This is a genomic window from Pseudomonas viridiflava (genome assembly GCF_003702045.1).
GTDB classification, from domain to species: Bacteria; Pseudomonadota; Gammaproteobacteria; order Pseudomonadales; family Pseudomonadaceae; genus Aquipseudomonas; species Aquipseudomonas viridiflava_C.
The window spans coordinates 47,822-65,795 of sequence record NZ_RBTP01000062.1 but is presented as its reverse complement, the minus strand read 5'-3'; the positions used below and the strand labels follow the sequence as shown (position 1 = coordinate 65,795).

Genomic DNA, 17,974 nt, shown 5'->3' with positions numbered 1-17,974 from the left:
CATGGAATTCATTCGCAGTCGTATCGAAACGCAAGTCATCAGCCTGACCGGCCTCTCGCTCGGCCAACTGGACCTGGAAAACCCCAAAGGAGATCCGGGTCTGTTTGGCCCTAAGGCCGTCTGCTGGGCCGTACACGGCGACTTCATCAGCATGATGGTCGGCGGCATCAGCGCCTTGATGCTGCAGGCCCTACACCCGCTGGCTTTGGCGGGCATCTGGGATCACTCCAACTTTCGCGACGACATGCTGGGACGGCTGCGACGCACCGGGCAATTTCTGTCCGGCACCACGTTCGGCTCGACCCGTGACGCCGACTGGCTGATCGAGAAGGTTCGGACCATCCACTTGAACATCACTGGTACCGCGCCGGATGGCAGGCCCTACGCAGCCAGCGACCCGGACTTGCTGACGTGGGTGCATGTCGCCGAAGTCAGCAGTTTCATGGCCGCCCACCTCCGCTACCTCAATCCACACCTGTCAGCGGCCGATCAGGACACCTACTACGCTGAAACCGCATTGGTCGCTCAACGGCTCGGCGCACGTGACGTGCCGCATTCGCGCAAAGCCATCGACGATTACCTGACAAATATTCGTGGGCAACTGGTGTGCGATGCGCGAAGCCGTGAGGTGCTGCGCGTGTTGCTCGAAGCCCCGGCGCCAAATCCGCTGGTCAAGCCATTTGGCGTGTTGATGATGCAGGCCGGGATTGAGCTGCTGCCGAACTGGGCCTGCGACATGCTCGATGTGTCGCAGGGACCGTTGAAGCGCAAGATGATCCGTCTGGGGGTCAACACCTGCGCACCGATCCTGCGCTGGGCCGTGCGCGACAGCTCCTCGCACCGAGCGAGGCGACGAATGGGGCTGTGATCGAGGCAAAATATGACCGACGGGTTCGCAGTTGGAAGATCAATCCCCATCTGTGACACCATGAGCGACGTGATCACAGCCAGCCCTGTCATCGGGCTCGCCTTCCAAAAACAATGAGGATCAGCACCATGCAGGACGTTGTTATCGTTGCCGCCACCCGCACCGCAGTGGGCAGTTTCCAGGGCTCTCTGGCTACCGTGCCGGCTGTTGATCTGGGGGCTGCGGTCATCCGCCAACTCCTGACCCAAACGGGCATCGACGGCGCGCAGGTCGATGAAGTCATCATGGGCCAGGTTTTGACAGCCGGTGCCGGGCAGAATCCGGCACGCCAGGCCGCCATCAAGGCTGGGCTGCCCTTCGCCGTGCCAGCCATGACCCTGAACAAGGTCTGTGGCTCGGGCCTGAAGGCGCTGCATCTGGCGACCCAGGCGATCCGGTGCGGCGACGCCGAGATCATCATCGCGGGCGGCCAGGAAAACATGAGCCTGGCCAACTACGTGCTGCCCGGCGCACGAACCGGTTTGCGCATGGGCCACGCCACGATGATCGATACCATGATCAGCGACGGCCTGTGGGATGCCTTCAACGACTATCACATGGGCATCACTGCGGAAAATCTGGCCGAAAAGTATGAGATCAGCCGTGAGGCTCAGGATGCCTTTGCTGCCTCATCGCAGCAGAAAGCGATTGCTGCCATCGAGGCCGGACGATTTGTCGAGGAAATCACCCCGATCCTGATCCCGCAACGCAAAGGCGATCCGCTGTCCTTCGCCACCGATGAACAACCGCGTGCAGGCACCACGGCCGAAGCGCTGTCCAAGCTCAAGCCCGCGTTTAAAAAGGACGGTACGGTCACGGCCGGTAACGCGTCCTCGCTCAATGACGGCGCTGCGGCGGTGATGCTGATGAGCGCTGCCAAGGCTGAGCAATTGGGTCTGCCGGTACTTGCCCGAATCGCAGGTTACGCCAACGCAGGCGTAGACCCGGCCATCATGGGCATCGGCCCGGTCAGCGCCACTCGTCGCTGCCTGGACAAGGCAGGCTGGACGCTGGAGCAACTGGACCTGATCGAAGCCAACGAAGCCTTCGCCGCTCAATCACTGTCGATTGGCAAGGAGCTGGGACTGGATCCTGCCAAGCTCAACGTCAACGGCGGCGCTATCGCCATCGGCCACCCCATCGGTGCATCAGGTTGCCGCGTATTGGTGACCCTTCTTCACGAAATGATCAAGCGCGACGCCAAAAAAGGCTTGGCGACCCTGTGCATCGGCGGCGGTCAGGGCGTGGCGTTGGCGTTGGCGCGCTAACCGGCTGAAACGTGGGAGTGAGCTTGCTCACGAAGGCATCTGTCCAGGCGGAAGATTTCCGGCGCCTGCAATACAGCGTTCGTGGACAAGTCCACTCCTACGTGGGAATGCTAAGCCGTGGGATGCAACTGAGTTGCAAAGGCGGCATTTCAAGCGATACATCCAGCGGGTCAGTAACTGATAAACTCCCGCGCCTTAATCCAGCCCGAGGCGCGTTGTATGTCTTCCTTGAATCAGGCGCTCAGCGTCGCCCTCGATACTCGCCAGCGCCTGCTGGCCGAACTGCATGAACAAGGCACCGACTGCTACCGCCTGTTTCATGGCAGTCAGGAAGGTGCCAGCGGCTTGACCATCGACCGCTACGGTCCGCAATTGCTGGTACAGAGCTTTCATACCGGGCTGGACCGGGTCTCGCTGCTTGAGCTGCATGCACAGGTCAATCGCCATTTGAGTCTGGAAACCCTGCTGGTCTACAACGACCGCTCGCAAGGCAATTCGCGCATCGATCGTCAGGACGCCGTTTACAAAGCCGAGGATGCCGCGCTTCAGGATCTGATCGGCCACGAGTGGGGCTTGAACTACCGGGTTCGTGGACGCCACGCAGGCCAGGACCCTTTGCTGTTTCTCGATCTGCGCAACACACGCGGCTGGGTCAAACGGCACAGCGCAGGCAAGAGCGTTCTGAATCTGTTCGCCTATACCTGTGGCGTCGGCCTCAGCGCAGCGGCTGGCGGCGCAAGCGAAGTGTGCAATCTGGATTTTGCCGAGGGTAATCTGGCAGTAGGCCGTGAGAACGGCGCGCTGAATCCACAACTGCCGACCATGCACTTCATCCAGTCGGACTATTTTCCGGCGATCCGCCAACTGGCGGGCTTGCCGGTATCGGCTCGCCGTAGCCAGAAGCTTCCTGAATACATCAAGCTGGAGCAACGCCAATACGATCTGGTGCTTCTGGACCCGCCCGCCTGGGCGAAGAGTGCGTTCGGCACGGTCGACCTGCTGCGTGATTATCAAAGCCTGCTCAAGCCTGCCCTGCTGAGCACGTCCGACGATGGCGTGTTGATCTGCTGCAACAACCTGGCGAAGGTCAGTATGGAAGACTGGCGCGAACAGGTGCTGCGCTGCGCCACCAAGGCGGGTCGGCCGGTACGCGAGTGGCAGGTGATGCGGCCTGCCGAAGACTTTCCGTCGCAAGATAACCAGCCGCCGTTGAAAACCCTGATCCTGCAGTTTTAGGCCGTCCGCAATACCGGAAACTTCCTACAAGCACGATTGACGTGGCCTTGGGAACCGAACAGGCATGTCATACTCCAAGGACCTCCGAAAGAGCGAGACGCCGTTGCCCATGTCCAGAGGATTGAAAATCACACTTGGCTCCCTGCTGACTGTGTTCGCGCTCTATAGCTTGCTGGGGTTCTTCATCCTTCCCGGCGTTGCGCTGCGCATCGCAAACCAGCAACTGGCCATTTACTCGACCGCTCCTGCAAAGATAGAGCGGCTGGAGTTCAATCCCTACACGCTGGAGCTGACCGTTTGGGGCCTGAACATCGGCACGCCTGGCAAGGAAGAGATCGCATTCGAGAAGCTCTACGCCAACCTTCAGATCGACAGCCTGTGGACACGGGCTTTACACCTGCAGCGCATTGAACTGCTGGAGCCGAAGACAGAGCTGCTGTTCGACAAACAAGGCAAGTTGAACCTGGCGCAACTGTTCACGTTTCCTGCCAGTGAGCCAGCGAAGGACGAGCCACCGAGCAAGCCTTTCCCGCTGCGTATCGACGAGATCAAGCTGGCTGACGGCTACCTGCACTTCCGCGACCTGCGCCCCAGCGAACCCATCGAATTCCTGTACGACAAACTGAACTTCGAGCTCAAAAACCTCAGCACCTTGCCCGAAGACAACGCGGACATGACCCTCGTGGCCGCAGGTCCCGACGGCGGACAGATCGACTGGGTCGGGCGTATCAGTCTGGTGCCGATCACTTCCGAAGGCACCCTGAAAGTCACCGACGGCCAAATGAAACTCTGGTGGCCTTACGTGCGTGATGCGCTGCCGCTTGCGATTCAGGACGGCGTGCTGAATTTCAGTACCGCCTACAGACTCGACCTGGCCAAGGAAACCGAACTGCAACTGACCAACCTGTCGGCAAGCGTTGCGCCATTCGGACTCAACGCACCTGATGGTCGCCCGCTGGTACGCTTAAAGCGTCTGGACGTGAGCGAGACGTCGGTCGACCTGGCCAGGCAGCACGTCAATGTGGGCAAGATCCGCAGTCAGGGGCTGGAAACCTGGGCAGCGCGTGAGTCGGACGGTCAGTTGGACTGGCAAAAACTGTTTGCCAGCAAGCCCGCCAAACCCGCAGCACCGCAAAAGCCTCCTGTCGACGAGAAAGCCGCTGAACCGGCTCCGGTCACAGAAGCCTCGGCCAAGACAACCCATGAGTCCGCAAAACCTGGAAAACCCTGGCAGGTCGTCCTGCGCGATGTGCAGTTGCGCAATTACCAAGTCCATTTGGCAGACCGAGTGCCCGCCGAGCCGGTCATGCTCGATGTAGGCCCGCTGAATTTGGAAATTCAGAATTTCGACAGCCTCAATACGTCGCCCTTCACGCTCAAGCTCGACACCGGTATGGGTAAGCAGGGCAACCTGACCGCCGCTGGCGAGGTCAATCTCAATCCCGTAACGGCCCGATTGAACGTGGCGACGCGCGACATCGATCTACGACTCGCCCAGTCCTACATCAGCCCGTTCATCAAGCTTGAAATGCGCAGCGGCATGCTGGGCAGCGATCTGGCCGTCAACCTCAAAAGCACCGAGCCACTGGCGTTCAGCGTGACCGGCAAGGCTCAGGTCAATCAGTTGCACACGCTCGATACCCTGAAACAACGCGATTTTCTCAAATGGGAAAAGCTGGACCTGGAAGGTCTGGACTATGAGCACGGCGTAGCGCTGTCGATTGCCAAGGTCAACATGCAGCAGCCTTACGCCCGCTTCATGATCAACGACGACCGGACGACCAACATCGATGACCTGTTGATACCGCAGCCTGACGATGGAAAACCGGCGACGAAGGCATCCGCCAAGAATGCGCCCAAAGCCAGTCAAGAGAAGCCGCCGGGTATCTATGTCGGCGAAGTGAACATCAAGGATGGCTCAGCCAACTTTGCCGACATGACGCTGACCCCGAACTTCTCGACGGCGGTGCAACAGCTCAACGGGCGTATTGGCACCATTGATAACCGCCAGTCCAAACCCGCCCCGGTGAATATCGAAGGCAAGGTTGACCGCTACGCGCCAGTCACGATCAAAGGTAGCCTCAACCCCTTCAATCCAATGGCCAGCCTCGATATCGCCACCAGCTTCAAACGCGTTGAGCTGACCACGCTGACGCCTTACTCGGGCAAGTTCGCCGGCTTCAGGATTCGCAAAGGGCGACTCAACCTAGACCTGCACTACCTGATCACCAATGGCCAACTCAAAGCGCAGAACAAAGTGCTGGTGGAGCAATTGCAACTGGGCGAGAAAGTGGACAGCCCGGATGCGGTCGACCTGCCCATCCGTCTGGCGGTAGCGCTGCTCAAGGACACTCAGGGTCGGATTTCCATTGAGCTTCCGATTGAGGGCGATCTGAACAACCCGCAGTTCAGCGTCATGCCCATCGTCTGGCAAACCCTGCGCAATCTGGTCCTGCGCGCCGCCCAGGCGCCGTTCAAGATGCTGGGCAGCCTGGTGTCTGGAGGAGGCTCTGAGGACCTCGGCAACGTGAGCTTCGCACCCGGTTCCAGTGAGCTGAGCAACGACACACAAAAGGCCCTGGACAAGCTCTCAGCTGCGCTCAAGGAGCGCCCGACCTTGAAGCTTGAGATCGAGGGCACCAGCGCAGCCAGCAGTGATGGTCCGTTGATCGCCCAACAAAGGCTTGAACGGGAATATCAGGCCACTTACTACAAGATCCTGCAGCGTCGGGGCGACAAGGTGCCTGCCAAAGCCGCGCTGTTGCAGGTGCCGGATAGCGAAAAACCGCCGATGCTCGAAGGCATCTACCGGGCACGCCTGAAGCAACAGCCACCGGCTGAATGGGCGAATCTGGGCAAAGAGGAACGTGCCAACCAACTGCGTGCAGCCATGCTGAAGTTCTGGAGCGGCAATGAAGTATTGCTGCGCGAGCTGGGGCAGAATCGGGCCAGCAGCATCAAGGATTATCTGGTCGACAAAGGCAAGCTTGAGGATGAGCGTGTCTATTTCGTCGATGCCCGTCTGGGTCAGGCTCAGCCAGACGGACGCGTCATTAGCCCATTGCATCTGGATAGCGAGTAACGCCTTTGCCTCACTTTTCGTTCAAACGCGGCCTTTACCTGGCGTTGGTCATGACCACCGTATCCGTGGCGCTCGACGCTCAGGCCGCTTCGACCTTGCGCTGTGGCAGCCAACTGGTCAGTACCGGGGACAGAACCTTTGAGGTTCAGCAGAAGTGCGGCGAGCCTGTCAGCCAGCAAGTGGTGAGCAGCCGAGAAGTGGTCAATTACTATCGTCAGTCCGAAGAGGTGATCGTCGAAGAATGGGTCTACGGACCCAGCCACGGCATGTATCAGTACCTGCGCTTCGTAGGCGGCCGTCTGACGGAGATCAACAGCAAGCGCGGCAACTGAAAAGCGAGGATTGATTACAGCCCCCACACTTTTCCCCGCCCACAATAGAACAGGCCCCGACTCGAAAGCCGGGGCCTGTAATGGCTACATCCTTGTAGCCTCGCATGAACTTTCCATCGGTCAGATGACAGGGATGCTCATGGGCAGAATCTGATTACTCAGCTTTCAGGCCAGCAGCGGAAACGTCTTTCACGCCTTTGATTTTCTTGGTGATATCAACCGCCATTTTCTTCTGGCTTTCAGTCACAGCAACGGTCGACGACAGGGAAACCACGCCTTTGTTGGTCTCAACCTTGATGTCCGAACCTGGAATGCCTTTTTCAGTCAGCAGGTCAGCTTTGACTTTGGTGGTGATCCAGGTATCAGAAGTGTCTTCTTTGACTTCCTGGGTAGTGGTGTTAGCTGCCAGCACCATTGGAGATTGAACGGCGGTCTGTGCGAAAGCAGCGCCAGCCATTGTCAGAGTCAGGGTAGTAGCGGTAGCAGCAGCGATAACGAACTTCTTCATACGATAACTCCTGTTTTTCTCAAAATCTGCGCCAGCGTGTGGCAGCAGGGTTAACAGGTATATCGCAATCGGTGTGCCAACCTCCGCACGCGCATAAAAGCCAATAAAATCAACATGTTAGTATTTTGCTGATTTTTCGAAATCGTGCAGTTTGCCCGCTTGGGCTCGTTTACACATGCAAGATGCATGTTTGAACCATGCAACATGAGGCGCCGGGCGATAACCCTTTAATTGCGCACATAAAAAAAGGACCCCGAAGGGTCCTTTTCATGCTGCCGTAAGATCAATCAGACGCCGGATGCTTTCGCAGCCGCTACGTCCTTGATCGACAGTTTGATACGGCCACGGTTGTCCACGTCCAGTACCAGCACTTCGACTTCCTGACCTTCTTTCAGAATGTCGGTCACTTTCTCGACGCGAGCATCACTCAGCATCGAGATGTGAACCAGACCATCCTTGCCCGGCAGGATGTTCACGAATGCGCCGAAATCGACGATGCGTTCAACCTTGCCGACGTAGATCTTGCCGATCTCCGCTTCTGCAGTGATGCCCAGAACGCGCTGACGAGCCGCCTCGGCCGCTTCCTTGGATTCACCGAAGATCTTGATCGAGCCATCGTCTTCGATATCGATCGAAGCTTTGGTCTCTTCACAGATTGCACGGATGGTCGCGCCGCCTTTACCGATGACGTCACGGATCTTATCGGTGTCGATCTTCATGGCGATCATGGTCGGAGCGTTGGCCGACAATTCAGTACGCGACTGACCGATGATCTGGTTCATCTGACCCAGGATGTTCAGGCGAGCTTCCAATGCCTGGCCCAGCGCGATCTCCATGATCTCTTCGGTGATGCCCTTGATCTTGATGTCCATCTGCAGCGCGGTAACACCTTTGGCGGTACCGGCTACCTTGAAGTCCATGTCGCCAAGGTGGTCTTCGTCACCCAGGATGTCGGTCAGGACAGCGAACTTTTCGCCTTCCTTGACCAGGCCCATCGCGATGCCGGCAACCGGCGCCTTCATAGGCACACCGGCGTCCATCAGCGCCAGAGAGGCACCGCAGACCGAAGCCATCGAGCTGGAACCGTTGGACTCGGTGATTTCCGACACAACACGAATGGTGTACGGGAACACGTCAGCGCCCGGCAGCATGGCTTGTACGCTGCGACGCGCCAGACGGCCGTGACCGATTTCGCGACGACCCGCGCCACCCATACGACCACACTCGCCCACCGAGAACGGAGGGAAGTTGTAGTGCAGCATGAAGGGGTCTTTCTTCTCGCCTTCAAGGGTATCGAGCAACTGCGCGTCACGTGCGGTACCCAGCGTGGCAACGACCAGTGCCTGGGTTTCGCCACGAGTGAACAGTGCCGAGCCGTGAGTCTTCGGCAGAACGCCGACTTCGATGTTCAGCGGGCGAACGGTGCGGGTGTCACGACCATCGATACGCGGCTTGCCGTTGACGATGTTTTCGCGAACGGTGCGGTATTCGATTTCACCGAATGCGGCTTTGACTTCGCTGGCAGACGGGCTGCCCTCTTCAACAGCCAGTTTCGCAACGATCTGCTCACGCAACTCGCCCAGACGCGCATAACGGTCGGCCTTGATGGTGATGGTGTAAGCCTGGGAAATCGCCTCGCCGAATTCGGCACGGATAGCGCCCAGCAGAGCAGTCGCTTCAGGCTTTGGCTGCCAGGTCCAGGTTGGCTTGGCGGCTTCGGCGGCCAGTTCCTTGACGGCGTTGATCACGACCTGGAACTCGTCGTGTGCGAACAGCACGGCGCCCAGCATCTGATCTTCGGTCAGTTCTTTGGCTTCCGATTCAACCATCAGAACGGCTTCGGAAGTACCGGCCACGACCATGTCCAGGCTGGACGCCTGAAGCTGCTCGTAAGTCGGGTTCAGCAGGTAACCGGTGCTTTCATGGAAAGCAACGCGCGCAGCGCCGACCGGACCGTCGAACGGAATACCGGAGATGGCCAGGGCAGCCGAGGTACCGATCATCGCAGCGATGTCCGGATCGGTCTTCTTGCTGGTGGAAACGACGGTGCAGACAACCTGCACTTCGTTCATGAAGCCTTCAGGAAACAGGGGGCGGATCGGGCGATCGATCAGACGCGAGGTGAGGGTTTCTTTCTCGGAAGGACGGCCTTCACGCTTGAAGAAACCGCCAGGAATTTTGCCGGCAGCGTAGGTCTTTTCCTGATAGTGCACAGACAGGGGGAAGAAGCCTTTGCTGGCGTCGGCTTGCTTGGCGCCGACCACAGTCACCAACACGCTGACGTCGTCGTCAACGGTGACCAATACTGCGCCGGAGGCCTGACGGGCGATACGGCCTGTCTCGAGGGTTACGGTCGATTGACCGAACTGAAACTTCTTGATTACCGGGTTCACGGTTTCCTACCTTTCTTTGTGGCTCTTGGGGAACTGGTTTCTTGCGAATTCTTGGGCAGCGCGGGGAATCGGCCCCTTCCACGGTCCAGATAAAACTTGAGGCTGGGAGCCTGCCAGAGCCCCCGGGAAAACCCGATGACTCGTGACAGACAGCCAACCTCTAGCAACGTCGTTATTAGCGACGCAGACCCAGACGACCGATCAGGGCGCTGTAACGGCTAACGTCCTTACCTTTCAGGTAATCCAGCAGCTTGCGACGCTGGTTTACCATACGGATCAGACCACGACGCGAGTGGTGGTCCTTACCGTTGGCCTTGAAGTGGCCTTGCAGTTTGTTGATGTTGGCGGTCAGCAGTGCAACTTGCACTTCTGGCGAACCAGTATCACCAACAGCTTGCTGGTAGTCGGTTACGATCTGAGCTTTTTCTTCAACGCTGAGTGCCATGTGGGCAATCCTTTTATTCAAGGAAGCGTTTCCGAAGAAACGTTTCCAACAGGCCGAGGACAGATCCTCGTATTAAAAAATGAGGCTTGACCGTGCCTGTTGACAGCCATCCTCGTTCCACCCCACCTGCAGGCAAGCCTGCCGATGGACTGGTTCCGGTCACTCTGACCGAATCAATCGACGCGGCGCAATACGCCCGTCTTCGCTGACTTCACCAATACCGATGAAGCGACCCTCATGATCCTGCACCCGCACCATGCCAAACTTCGGTGCGTCCGGTGCTCTCACTGGCTGACCATGCAGCCAGTAGAACGAACTGTGTTCCGAAAATTTCAGCAGCGGCCAGTCCAGCAGTCCGCTGTCCGATGGCATCAGGAAGCGATCAACCGCCTCGTTTCCGCCATCGGCATGCACCTGTTCAAGCTCTTCCAGCGTGACTGTCTGAGCCAGACTGAAAGGGCCGGCCTGGGTACGACGCAATTCTGCGACGTAGGCACCACAACCGAGCTGTTCACCAATATCCTCGACCAAGGTCCGGATATAGGTGCCCTTGCTGCAATCGACCGACAGACGCGCCGTGTCGCCTTCGCAGGCGAGTAATTCCAAGCGCGCAATAGTAACAGAACGAGGCTCGCGCTCCACTACTTCCCCTGCACGTGCCAGCTTGTACAAAGGCTGTCCGTCACGCTTGAGGGCGGAGTACATCGGCGGTATCTGGCTGATTTGTCCACGAAAAGCGGGCAATGCGGCCTCGATATCGTCACGACCAACGGTCACGGGACGCGTCAGCAAAACATCGCCTTCGGAGTCGGCCGTGGTGGTGGTCTTGCCGAGTTGCATCAGGGTTTCGTAGGACTTGTCCGAGTCGAGCAGGTATTGCGAGAACTTGGTGGCCTCACCGAAGCACAAGGGCAATACGCCGGTTGCCAGCGGATCGAGACTGCCGGTGTGGCCTGCCTTCTCTGCATTGAGCAACCAGCGAACCTTTTGCAAGGCTGCGTTGGACGTAAAACCCAGCGGCTTGTCGAGCAGGATGATCCCGCTGACGTTGCGGCGTATACGCTTGACCTGAGCCACCCTTTACTCCTCGGTACTTTCAGGCTTGACGCCTTGTGACGCAGAACCTTCCTGGTGCTGTCCGTCTTCTGCCACGGCCCGCTCGATCAATGCCGAGAGGTGGGCGCCACGCACGACGCTTTCGTCGTAGTGGAAATGCAATTGCGGCACGCTGCGAAGTTTCATCTCACGAGCCAACTGCATGCGCAGGAAACCTGCGGCAGCGTTGAGCACCTTGATGCTTTGCGCGATTTCTTCAGCGCTGTCCTGCCCCATCACGGTCATGAAGATCTTTGCATGACCCACGTCGCGACTGACGTCTACGGCGGTGATGGTGACCAGACCCACACGAGGGTCCTTGATTTCACGACGGATCAGCTGCGCCAGCTCGCGCTGCATCTGATCGCCAATACGTTGGGTGCGGCTATATTCTTTTGCCATGTTTGTTACCTGTTACTGATCCGGGACCAAACCCTGACAGTCTGAAAGCGGCAAACGCCCGGCCTGACAAATGCCAGACCGGGCGTTGCGTTGAGAGTCCATGATGAAGACAGCGGCATTTGCATGCGATGTTTCACCATGACTCCTGAAGCTCGCGATTTAGAGGCTGCGAGCCACTTGGACCTTCTCGAAGACTTCGATCTTGTCACCGACCTTGACGTCGTTGTAGCTCTTGACGCCGATACCGCACTCCATGCCGGCACGCACTTCGGCAGCGTCGTCCTTGAAGCGGCGCAGGGATTCCAGCTCGCCTTCAAAGATAACGATGTCGTCACGCAGTACACGGATCGGACGGTTACGGTGCACGTTGCCTTCCAGAACCATACACCCTGCGATCGCGCCGAATTTCGGCGAACGGAACACATCGCGGACTTCGGCGATACCCAGGATGTTTTCCCGGACGTCGCTGCCAAGCATGCCGGTGAGGGCCTTCTTGACGTCTTCGATGATGTCGTAGATCACGTTGTAGTAACGCATATCCAGACCTTCCTGCTCGACGATCTTGCGAGCGCCAGCATCGGCACGCACGTTGAAGCCGAACAGTACAGCGTTGGAGGCCAGTGCCAGGTTGGCGTCGCTCTCGGTGATACCACCGACACCGCCGCCGACTACGCGCACTTGCACTTCATCGTTACCCAGGCCGCCAAGGGCGCCCTGCAATGCTTCCAGAGAACCACGAACGTCGGATTTGAGGACGATGTTAAGCGTCTTCTTCTCTTCCTGCCCCATGTTCTCGAAGATGTTTTCGAGCTTGCCGGCATGAGCGCGAGCCAGTTTGACTTCGCGGAACTTGCCTTGGCGGAACAGAGCGACTTCACGGGCTTTCTTCTCGTCAGCCAGTACAGACATCTCGTCGCCAGCATCCGGCGTGCCATCAAGACCCAGTATTTCGACCGGAATCGAAGGACCTGCTTCTTTGACCGGCTTGCCGTTCTCGTCGAGCATGGCGCGAATACGACCGAAATTCGAACCCACCAGAACCATGTCGCCCTGACGCAGCGTGCCGTCCTGAACCAGAACCGTCGCGACCGGGCCACGGCCCTTGTCCAGACGGGACTCGACGACCACACCACGACCAGGAGCCGACGGAGTAGCTTTCAGTTCCAGGACTTCAGCTTGCAGCAGGACCGCTTCGAGCAGCTCGTCGACGCCGGTACCCATTTTCGCGGAAACCGGTACGAACGGCGTATCACCGCCCCACTCTTCAGACGTCACGCCGTGAACCGACAACTCGCTACGGATGCGATCGAGATCTGCGCCCGGCTTGTCGATCTTGTTCACTGCAACCACCAGAGGCACGCCAGCAGCAACAGCATGCTGAACCGCTTCGATGGTCTGTGGCATTACGCCGTCGTCCGCCGCAACCACCAGGATCACGATGTCCGTCGCCTTGGCACCACGAGCGCGCATTGCGGTAAACGCAGCGTGACCCGGGGTGTCGAGGAATGTCACCATGCCGCGCTCGGTTTCAACGTGGTAAGCACCAATGTGCTGAGTGATACCGCCGGCTTCGCCAGCAGCCACCTTGGCACGACGAATGTAGTCGAGCAGGGAAGTCTTACCGTGGTCAACGTGGCCCATTACGGTCACGACCGGCGCACGGGAGAACGTCTCACCTTCGAACTTCAACGATTCAGCCAGGGAATCTTCCAGCGCATTGTCGCTGACCAGCGTGACCTTGTGGCCCAGCTCTTCGGCGATCAACTGGGCAGTTTCCTGATCCAGTACCTGGTTGATGGTGACCGGAGTACCCATCTTGAACATGAACTTGATGACTTCGGCAGCCTTGACCGACATCTGAGCGGACAGTTCGCCGACAGTGATGGTCTCGCCGATGGCAACATCACGAACCACAGGACCCGTAGGGCTCTGGAAACCGTGCGCGTTGCGCTTCTTCAGCTTGGACTTGCCACGACCGCCGCGGCGGAAACCATCGCTCTCTTCATCGGTGGTACGAGGGGCAACGCGTGGAGCCGGAGCCTTCTCTTTGACCGAAGCGCGATGAGGCGCGTTCTTACGCTCGCCATCACCACTGCGTGCATTGCGATCATCGGCGCGCGGCTTGTCCGGACGACGTTGATCATCACGCTTGCGGACTTCAGCGGTCGGCGCTGCGTTAGGATGCGCCGGAGCCGGAGCAGCCGACGCTTCGCGTGCAGGTTCTGCAGCAGCAACAGGCTGAGCAGGCGCAGGTGCGGCTTGCTCTGCACTTTGTGCAGCAGCAGGCTGAGCAGGCGCTTCCTCGGTGCGACGCTTGGCTTCTTCTTCAGCCTTTTGACGAGCAGCATTTTCTACTGCACGGCGTTCGTCCATCTCACGCTTGCGCTCGGCTTCGATTTCTTCCGGGCTGCGCTGTACGAAGACTTTCTTCTTGCGCACTTCAACGCTGATGCTCTTGCTGCCAGCAACGCGCAGTGTGCTGGTGGTCTTGCGCTGCAAAGTGATCTTGCGCGGTTCTTCCACCTTGGCCTTGTGACCGCTTTTCAAATGCGTCAACAAAGCTTGTTTTTCGTTATCGGTCACAACTTGCTCGGCGGCGGTGTGCGGCAGACCTGCCTCACGCATCTGCTGTAACAGGCGCTCTACCGGTGTGTCGACCACTTTGGCCAGTTCTTTCACCGTGACTTGCGTCATGCACTTCTCTCCTCAGGCCGCGCCTACTTACTCGAACCAATGGGCTCGGGCGGCCATGATCAACTTGCCGGCACGATCATCGTCAATGCCGTCGATGTCGAGCAGGTCATCTATAGACTGCTCGGCCAGGTCTTCGCGGGTAACTACGCCGCGCACCGCCAGTTCCATCGCCAAATCCTTGTCCATACCCTCAAGCGAGAGCAGGTCTTCGGCCGGATGGGCGTCTGCCAGCTTTTCCTCAGTAGCGATGGCTTTAGTCAACAAACGATCCTTGGCACGAGCGCGAAGCTCGTTGACGATGTCTTCGTCAAAGCCGTCGATGTTGAGCATTTCTTCCAACGGTACGTAGGCAATCTCTTCCAGGCTGGTGAAGCCTTCATCAACCAGAACCTGCGCCAGCTCTTCATCGACTTCCAGCTCTTCGACGAAATTGCGCAGGATGTCACCGGTTTCAGCTTGCTGCTTGGCCTGGATGTCCGATTCGGTCATTACGTTCAGGGTCCAGCCAGTCAATTGGCTTGCCAGACGCACGTTCTGACCGCCACGACCAATCGCCTGGGCCAGGTTGTCCGCGCCAACCGCGATATCCATTGCATGCGCGTCTTCATCTACGATGATTGCCGCCACTTCAGCAGGGGACATTGCGTTGATCACGAACTGTGCCGGGTTATCGTCCCAAAGCACGATATCCACACGCTCGCCACCCAGCTCGCCGGAAACGGCTTGAACTCGCGAACCACGCATGCCGATACAGGCGCCTTGCGGGTCGATTCGTTTGTCCTTGGAGCGAACAGCGATTTTTGCACGCGAACCCGGGTCACGGGAGGCAGCCATCACCTCAATCAGACCTTCGGCAATTTCCGGTACTTCGATACGGAAAAGCTCGATCAGCATCTCTGGCGCAGTACGCGACAGAATCAGCTGGGGGCCACGGTTTTCGGTGCGGATTTCCTTGAGCAGTGCCCGAACGCGAACACCGACCCGGAAAGTCTCCCGGGAAATGATGTCTTCGCGAGCCAGCAGTGCTTCGGCATTGTTGCCAAGGTCAACGATGACATTGTCACGTGTAACCTTTTTGACCGTGCCGGAAATGATTTCGCCCAGACGCTCGCGGTAGGCGTCGACAACCTGAGCACGCTCAGCCTCACGAACCTTCTGCACAATGACTTGCTTGGCGGTCTGCGCGGCAATACGGCCGAACTCGATGGAGTCGATTTTCTCTTCGATCAGATCGCCAGCCACAGCACCCGGCTTCTTGGCCTGTGCCTGGTCAACCGCCAACTCGTAAGCTGGATCGTCCAGATCTTCGTCTTCGACCACTGTCCAGCGACGGAAAGTCTCGTAGTTACCCGTGTGACGGTTGATTTCCACACGCAGTTCAACTTCATCTTCAAAACGTTTCTTGGTAGCAGTGGCAAGAGCCAGCTCCAGCGCTTCGAAAATTACACCTGCCGGAACGCCCTTTTCATTGGACACCGACTCAACAACCAGCAGTACTTCTTTGCTCATCGTACGCCTCGCCTTTCGCAAGCCATTGGATCCGCGGGATCCGCAGTATCTGGCACGTCTCAGTCAAACGTGGGAATAATGTTGGCCTTGTCGATCAAGTCGATCGGCAACAGATATTCATGGTCTTCTACATGCACCACGACATCCTGCTCCTCTACCCCGCGGAGAAGGCCTTGAAAGTTGCGTCGGCCATCGAAGGGCGAGCGCAGCTTTATTTTCACTTGTTCCCCAGCGTGCAGAGCAAACTGTTCAAGAGTGAACAGTGGGCGGTCCATGCCGGGAGAAGACACCTCAAGCGTGTATTCGGCGGCGATTGGATCTTCTACGTCCAATACACCACTGATCTGGCGGCTGACGATTTCGCAGTCCTCCACCAGAACACCACCTTCCTTGTCGATATAAATGCGCAGCAGTGAATGTCGGCCCTGGGAAAGAAACTCTATTCCCCAGCATTGATAGCCAAGAGCCTCGACCACCGGGGCCAACAAGGCCTGCAACTGTTCTAGCTTGCTCGACACCTGAACCCCCTCGTGCATGCTTTAAAAATAAAAAAATGGGCAAAAGCCCATCCATGAGAACGCCGCTGAACATCGACGTCATGTACTGTCCAGCTAACAAAAAGCCCCTGAAAAGGGGCTCCGCTAAAACTGGTTGCGGGGGCTGGATTTGAACCAACGACCTTCGGGTTATGAGCCCGACGAGCTACCAAGCTGCTCCACCCCGCGACAAAGCTGGGGCGGAAGTATACGACTGATCCATCTATGGGTCAATCGAACATCCACCTACAAGAAAGCCCGCTAATGCGGGCTCTCCTGTTAATTGGTACCGAGAAGGGGACTCGAACCCCTACACCCTATGGGCACAACCACCTCAAGGTTGCGTGTCTACCAATTCCACCACCTCGGCATTACAACTCTTTTTGGCGACCTCAAAAAACATCGCCGAATTCTTTTATTTCTGCTCTGGAGCCTGAGGTACGTCAGCTGGAACAACAGCTGGCTTTTGCCCTTCGAGCACCGGGACATCATCTGCCGCCGGCTTTTGCTTCACTTCCAATACCGCTGGATCTGGCAACCCTACCTGAGTCAGCTGTTGAGCTTTCTCTTTAGCAAAGTAACCTAACCCCAAGCTGGTTATGAAAAAACATGCGGCAAGTATAGCAGTAAACTTACTGAGAAAGGTAGAGGTTCCTTGTCCTCCGAAGACAGTATTTGACGCACCTGCTCCGAAAGACGCACCTGCGTCCGCACCTTTACCCTGCTGCAGCAATACCAGAGCAACAACGCCCAGGGCACCCAACAGATGAAAAACGACTACGACTGTTTCCAGCATTTTTTCAGTTTCCCGCGGCGCGACAGATCGCACCGAACTCATCTGCATTCAGGGAGGCACCACCAATGAGCCCCCCATCGATATCCGGCATACTGAATAACTCGACCGCATTGGTCGACTTAACGCTGCCGCCATAAAGAAGTCGCACGCCTTGTGCGACTTCGGCATTCTTTTCTGCCAGTTGCGCACGAATGGCTGCGTGCACTTCCTGCGCTTCCTGAGGCGAAGCGGTCAATCCGGTGCCAATGGCCCAGACCGGCTCATAAGCGATGACTGCATTGACGAACGCATCGACACCGAACTCGGTAATGACACTGTCAAGCTGACGACCCACCACTTCAAGCGTCCGACCTGCCTGACGCTCTTCCAGGGTTTCACCAATGCAGAGCACCGGTGTCAGACCACTTGCCTGAATAGCTGCAAACTTGCGGTTCAGCACATCATTCTGCTCGCCAATCAACTGGCGACGCTCGGAGTGACCTACCAGAACCAGTGTGCACCCGACATCAGCCAACTGGCTTGATGCGATTTCGCCTGTCAGCGCACCTTGCGCAGCCTGTATTGCTGCATCCTGCGCGCCAACCTTGATCGAAGTGGCCGAAAGGCCATCGATCACCTGCCCGATGAACAGACTCGAAGGCATCACGGCAACATCAACGTTACCCGGCATCGCCTGCTTACCAAGCCCGGCGATCAGCTCAGCGACGCTGGCGCGGGTACCGTGCATTTTCCAGTTACCAGCTACCATTGGGCGACGCATGCTACACCTCG

At 57.8% G+C, this 17,974-nt stretch carries 15 protein-coding genes and 2 tRNA genes; 5 read left to right on the top strand and 12 right to left on the bottom strand.

Features of this window, described 5'->3' with window-relative positions; translation table 11 throughout:
• Nucleotide 1 precedes the first annotated feature (1 nt).
• The 5 genes from ALP40_RS18350 (at nt 2) to ALP40_RS18330 (ending at nt 6,825) form a co-directional block, all read left to right on the top strand.
• Nucleotides 2-868, top strand: a complete 867-nt coding sequence (locus ALP40_RS18350) for an oxygenase MpaB family protein (protein ID WP_122209612.1) — start codon at nt 2-4, stop codon at nt 866-868.
• A 128-nt stretch (nt 869-996) separates the two neighbouring features.
• Entirely contained in the window at nt 997-2,175 is a 1,179-nt protein-coding gene (locus tag ALP40_RS18345; protein ID WP_122209611.1) for an acetyl-CoA C-acetyltransferase, read from the top strand.
• A gap of 219 nt (nt 2,176-2,394) precedes the next feature.
• Nucleotides 2,395-3,411, top strand: coding sequence for a class I SAM-dependent rRNA methyltransferase (locus ALP40_RS18340; protein ID WP_122209610.1), 1,017 nt, complete (start codon nt 2,395-2,397; stop codon nt 3,409-3,411).
• Nucleotides 3,412-3,520: 109 nt separating this feature from the next.
• Nucleotides 3,521-6,493, top strand: a complete 2,973-nt coding sequence (locus tag ALP40_RS18335; protein WP_183136065.1) for a DUF748 domain-containing protein — start codon at nt 3,521-3,523, stop codon at nt 6,491-6,493.
• A 50-nt stretch (nt 6,494-6,543) separates the two neighbouring features.
• Entirely contained in the window at nt 6,544-6,825 is a 282-nt protein-coding gene (locus ALP40_RS18330) for a DUF2845 domain-containing protein (protein ID WP_122209639.1), read from the top strand.
• A gap of 154 nt (nt 6,826-6,979) precedes the next feature.
• On the opposite strand, the gene ALP40_RS18325 is transcribed toward ALP40_RS18330, so the two are convergent.
• The 12 genes from ALP40_RS18325 to tpiA form a co-directional block, all read right to left on the bottom strand.
• The gene (locus tag ALP40_RS18325) at nt 6,980-7,333 is read right to left on the bottom strand and encodes a BON domain-containing protein (RefSeq protein WP_122209608.1); all 354 of its coding nucleotides are present in this window, start codon (nt 7,331-7,333) and stop codon (nt 6,980-6,982) included.
• A gap of 287 nt (nt 7,334-7,620) precedes the next feature.
• Nucleotides 7,621-9,726, bottom strand: a complete 2,106-nt coding sequence (gene pnp / locus ALP40_RS18320; RefSeq protein ID WP_004879969.1) for a polyribonucleotide nucleotidyltransferase — start codon at nt 9,724-9,726, stop codon at nt 7,621-7,623.
• Between the two features lie 175 nt (nt 9,727-9,901).
• Nucleotides 9,902-10,171 carry a 30S ribosomal protein S15 gene (gene rpsO, locus ALP40_RS18310; protein WP_002555121.1) on the bottom strand — a complete coding sequence of 90 codons (270 nt, stop codon included), beginning with the start codon at nt 10,169-10,171 and terminating at the stop codon, nt 9,902-9,904.
• Between the two features lie 159 nt (nt 10,172-10,330).
• A complete protein-coding gene (truB, locus tag ALP40_RS18305) occupies nt 10,331-11,248 on the bottom strand; it encodes a tRNA pseudouridine(55) synthase TruB (protein WP_122209606.1) in 918 nt (305 codons plus the stop codon).
• Between the two features lie 3 nt (nt 11,249-11,251).
• Nucleotides 11,252-11,668: a 30S ribosome-binding factor RbfA gene (gene rbfA, locus ALP40_RS18300; protein ID WP_122209605.1), complete on the bottom strand. Its 417-nt coding sequence runs from the start codon at nt 11,666-11,668 to the stop codon at nt 11,252-11,254.
• 159 nt (nt 11,669-11,827) lie between these two features.
• A complete protein-coding gene (gene infB, locus ALP40_RS18295) occupies nt 11,828-14,362 on the bottom strand; it encodes a translation initiation factor IF-2 (protein WP_122209604.1) in 2,535 nt (844 codons plus the stop codon).
• A gap of 27 nt (nt 14,363-14,389) precedes the next feature.
• On the bottom strand, nt 14,390-15,871 hold the full coding sequence (gene nusA, locus ALP40_RS18290) for a transcription termination factor NusA (RefSeq protein WP_122209603.1): 1,482 nt from the start codon (nt 15,869-15,871) through the stop codon (nt 14,390-14,392).
• A gap of 59 nt (nt 15,872-15,930) precedes the next feature.
• Nucleotides 15,931-16,389: a ribosome maturation factor RimP gene (gene rimP, locus ALP40_RS18285; protein WP_004879978.1), complete on the bottom strand. Its 459-nt coding sequence runs from the start codon at nt 16,387-16,389 to the stop codon at nt 15,931-15,933.
• Nucleotides 16,390-16,519: 130 nt separating this feature from the next.
• Nucleotides 16,520-16,596 (bottom strand) — tRNA-Met (locus ALP40_RS18280).
• A gap of 95 nt (nt 16,597-16,691) precedes the next feature.
• Nucleotides 16,692-16,777: transfer RNA gene (locus tag ALP40_RS18275), tRNA-Leu, on the bottom strand.
• 45 nt (nt 16,778-16,822) lie between these two features.
• Nucleotides 16,823-17,203, bottom strand: coding sequence for a preprotein translocase subunit SecG (gene secG / locus ALP40_RS18270; RefSeq protein ID WP_004879981.1), 381 nt, complete (start codon nt 17,201-17,203; stop codon nt 16,823-16,825).
• Nucleotides 17,204-17,207: 4 nt separating this feature from the next.
• A complete protein-coding gene (gene tpiA, locus ALP40_RS18265; protein WP_122209602.1) occupies nt 17,208-17,963 on the bottom strand; it encodes a triose-phosphate isomerase in 756 nt (251 codons plus the stop codon).
• Nucleotides 17,964-17,974 lie beyond the last annotated feature (11 nt).